The following is a 3,631-nucleotide window of genomic DNA, read 5'->3' as shown; positions in this document are numbered from 1 at the left end:
GGACTGGCCTGGGTGCCCGAGAGCGTCATGCAGTTTCGGCGGCCTGGCGTGGTCTACCGGACGCCTGACGCGGCGGGCTCGCGCGGCAAGAAGCGGCCGCCCGCCGTGCCGCTGTGCGAGACCAGCATGGTCTGGCTGGACGGCGACGGGCACCCGGCGCTGGCGCGCTTCGTGGCTTTCGTGCGCGAGCGGATGGCAGCGGGCGGCTGAGCGCCTTCAGCCTTGCGATTGGGATTGCAGGTAGTTCTCGAGCCCGACCTTGTCGATCAGGCCGAGCTGCTTCTCGAGCCAGTAGGCGTGGTCTTCCTCGGTATCCCGAAGCTGGGTCAGCAGCAGGTCGCGGCTGACATAGTCGCCGACGCTTTCGCACAGCGCCATGCCTTCCTGCAGCGCGGCGCGCACTTCGTACTCGGTCGCCAGGTCCTTCTTCAGCATCTCGGGCACGGTCAGGCCCGGCGTGAATTCCTTCGGGCGCATGTCCGGCAGGCCGCCGAGGAACAGGATGCGGCGGATCAGCGCGTCGGCGTGCTGGGTCTCCTCCTGCATCTCATGGTCGAGGCGCGTGTAGAGCTTCACGAAGCCCTGATCCTCGTAGATGCGCGAATGGATGAAGTACTGGTCGCGTGCGGCGAGTTCGCCGCGCACCAGTTGCTTGAAGTAGTCGATGACTTGAGGATTTCCCTGCATGAGCCTGTGCCTTGTTGTTCTTGGAACCCAGAAGTATCGCGGCGATGGGGGGCAGCGGGGTCGATGACCCCGTGCCGGCAGTCTGCATGGGTGTGGGTATCAGAAGCGTTCGCATTCGGGACCGCGGCGCGGGGCGGCACAATCTCCCCATGCTCATGTACCCGCAGATCAATCCCGTCGCGCTGCAACTCGGCCCGGTCGCCATCCACTGGTATGGCCTGACCTATCTGGCCGCCTTCGCGCTGTTCTATTTCCTCGGCACGCGCCGCCTTCGGCACGAACCCTTCCGTTCGGTCACCGGCCCGGGCGCCTGGACCCGCAAGGATGTGGAAGACATCCTGTTCCTGGGCGTGATGGGCGTGATCGTCGGCGGCCGGCTGGGCTACTGCCTGTTCTACAAGCCGGGCTACTACCTCACGCATCCGCTGGAGATCTTCTTCGTCTGGCAGGGCGGCATGAGCTTCCATGGCGGGCTGCTCGGCGTCATTGCCTCGATGGTGTGGTTCTCGCGCTCGCGCGCCAGGCCGTTCTGGCAGGTGATGGATTTCGTCGCGCCCTGTGTGCCCACCGGACTCGCGGCGGGGCGCGTCGGCAACTTCATCAACGGCGAACTGTGGGGCCGCTTCAGCAGTCCCGACCTGCCCTGGGGCATGGTGTTCCCGCAGAGCGGCTCGATGCTGCCGCGCCATCCCTCGCAGGTCTACCAGTTCCTGCTCGAGGGCCTGCTGCTGTTCGTGCTGCTGTGGCTCTACGCGCGCAAGGATCGCGGCGAGCGCCGCGTATCGGCGGTGTTCCTGATCGGCTATGGCCTGATGCGCTTCATCGCCGAGTATTTCAGGGAGCCCGACGACTTCCTGGGCCTGCTGGCGCTCAACATGAGCATGGGCCAGTGGCTCTGCGTGCCGATGATCGCCTTCGGACTCTGGCTCTATGCCAGCGCACGGCCGGCGCAGGCGGCGGGCGTGGCACGGGGCTGATCGCCCTGGCCCCCGGGGCGGCGCGAGGGTATCCACGGAGGTCGAAAGGCATTGCAACGTGGCCCCTGAATTCTGATAATTACGCGTAATTACGGAAAGCTCAGCCATGCGCCTGGTCCAGAACTCCTTGCACGATGAGGTTGCCGCCGCGCTGCGCGAAGAGATCTTCGGCGGCGAGATGGCGCCGGGCAGCTTCATCGACGAGGCTGCCGTGTGCGACCGCCTCCAGATCTCGCGCACGCCCTTGCGCGAGGCCCTCAAGGTGCTCACGGCCGAGGGGCTGCTGCGGCACGAGCCGCGCCGTGGCYGCTTCGTCGCCGAGGTCACCCAGCGCGACCTCGACGAGATCTTCCCGGTGATCGCGCTGCTCGAAGGCCGCTGCGCCTGGGAGGCTGCACGCAATGCGAGCGATGCCGACCTCGATGCCCTCGAGGCTCTGCACGGCCGGCTCGCCAAGCATGCGCGGGCCCGGCGCATCAACGACTACTACGCGACCAATTTCGCGATCCACGAGGCCATCATCATGCTGGCCGACAACCGTTGGCTGGCACAGGTGATCGGCGACCTGCGCAAGATTCTCAAACTGGCGCGGCAGCAGCAGCTGCACGCGCCGGGGCGGCTCGACCAAAGCCTGTCCGAGCATCTCGCGGTGTTCGCCGCGCTCAAGGCGCGCGACAGCGACGGCGCCGAGGCCGCGATGCGCACCCACCTGAACCGCCAGCGCGAAGCCCTGCGGGCCGTCGCGCTGCAACAGAAAGCGAAACTCATCTCATGAATGCCAGTGACTGGATCACGCGCGGCGTCTCGCTGCTGCGTCCGGGCAGTTCGCCCGACGCAGGCAAGGCCGCGGATGCAAGCAAGGCCAGGAAGGCCGCCCTCGGACCGCGCCCGCTCGCGGAGCGGCTCGAAGCCACGCTGCGCCGGCCGGGCGAAGCGCTCGCGCCGCGCGCGTTGCGCCGTGCGCTGGTCGAGCTGCAGGCGGTGGTCGATCCCAGTGTGAGCGAGGTCGAGGCCGGACGGCGTGCCCATGCGGTGGTGCAGTGGTATGCCGCCCGCGAACTCGATGAGCGCCGCGACATCTGGCTCTTGATGAGCGAGCGCTTCGCACCCGATGTGCAGACGCTCAGCAGTGCGCGCGACCAGCACGAGGCGGCGGTCGGCACGGCCGACGAGGGCCAGGCCGAGGTTCAGCTTCGGCGTGCACTGGCGTCGCCGCGCGCGCGGCTGCTGCAGCGCTTCGCGATCGATCCGGATGGCATGCGCTTCCTGGTCGACCTGCGCGCCGAGCTGCTGCCGCACCTGAAGGGCGATCGCCGGCTGCTGCCGCTGGATGCCGAACTCGAGCACCTGTTCTCGACCTGGTTCGACATGGCCTTCCTGGACCTGCGGCGCATCAGCTGGGACTCGCCGGCCTCGCTGATCGAGAAGCTGATCCAGTACGAGGCGGTGCACGACATCAAGAGCTGGGCCGACGTCAAGAACCGGCTCGACAGCGATCGCCGCTGCTATGGCTTCTTCCATCCGCGCCTGCCCAACACGCCGCTGATCTTCGTCGAGGTGGCGCTGGTCGACCGCATCAGCGAGGGCATCGAGCCGCTGCTCGACGAGGCCGCCGCGCTGGTCAAGCCCGACCGGGCGACCACCGCGATCTTCTATTCGATCAGCAGCACCCAGACCGGGCTCAAGGGCGTGAGCTTCGGCGATTCGCTGATCAAGCGCGTGGTCGAGACGCTGCAGCAAGAACTGCCGCGCCTGAAGACCTTCGCGACACTGTCGCCGATCCCGGGCTTTCGCAGCTGGCTGGGCAAACACGCCGCCGGCCTGCTCGCGCGGCTCGRTGAGAAGCGGGCCGCCGAGCTGGGGCGTGTCATCGGTTCGCTGCCGCCCTCGGCCGAGCGCTTCCTCGCCGCGGCCGACGAGGCGATGGTGCTCGACGTGAAATCGCCGGTGCGGCAACTGATGCTGAA

General features: G+C 67.6%; 4 protein-coding genes and 1 pseudogene. 4 read left to right on the top strand and 1 reads right to left on the bottom strand.

The annotated features are described in order from the left end of the window. Window positions 1-210, top strand: a pseudogene (locus AC1D2K_RS31930) (LysR family transcriptional regulator); the annotation flags it as partial. A gap of 6 nt (window positions 211-216) precedes the next feature. Here AC1D2K_RS31930 and bfr read toward each other — a convergent pair. Then, complete coding sequence (bfr, locus tag AC1D2K_RS31925) at window positions 217-687, bottom strand: bacterioferritin (RefSeq protein ID WP_478094103.1); 471 nt, start codon at window positions 685-687, stop codon at window positions 217-219. A gap of 149 nt (window positions 688-836) precedes the next feature. Between bfr and lgt the strand changes: the two genes are divergently transcribed. From lgt to AC1D2K_RS31910, 3 genes are all read left to right on the top strand, one after another. Continuing rightward, window positions 837-1,664: a prolipoprotein diacylglyceryl transferase gene (gene lgt, locus AC1D2K_RS31920; RefSeq protein WP_478094101.1), complete on the top strand. Its 828-nt coding sequence runs from the start codon at window positions 837-839 to the stop codon at window positions 1,662-1,664. Window positions 1,665-1,770: 106 nt separating this feature from the next. Continuing rightward, window positions 1,771-2,439 (top strand): GntR family transcriptional regulator, encoded by a 669-nt coding sequence (locus tag AC1D2K_RS31915; RefSeq protein WP_478094099.1) that lies wholly within the window; start codon window positions 1,771-1,773, stop codon window positions 2,437-2,439. Beyond that, a partial coding sequence (locus AC1D2K_RS31910) for a malonyl-CoA decarboxylase domain-containing protein (RefSeq protein WP_478094098.1) occupies window positions 2,436-3,631 on the top strand: 1,196 nt, incomplete at its 3' end. The genes AC1D2K_RS31915 and AC1D2K_RS31910, both read left to right, overlap by 4 nt.

It is taken from the genome of Variovorax sp. P1_H12_2 (assembly GCF_056405335.1).
The sequence above is the reverse complement of the archived record's forward strand: the minus strand, read 5'-3'. Positions and strand labels throughout refer to the sequence as shown.

Bases quoted from the DNA above. Each gene is read 5' to 3' on its own strand.
- bfr (WP_478094103.1), bottom strand. From the start codon at position 687: ATGCAGGGAAATCCTCAAGTCATCGACTACTTCAAGCAACTGGTGCGC.
- lgt (WP_478094101.1), top strand. From the start codon at position 837: ATGCTCATGTACCCGCAGATCAATCCCGTCGCGCTGCAACTCGGCCCG.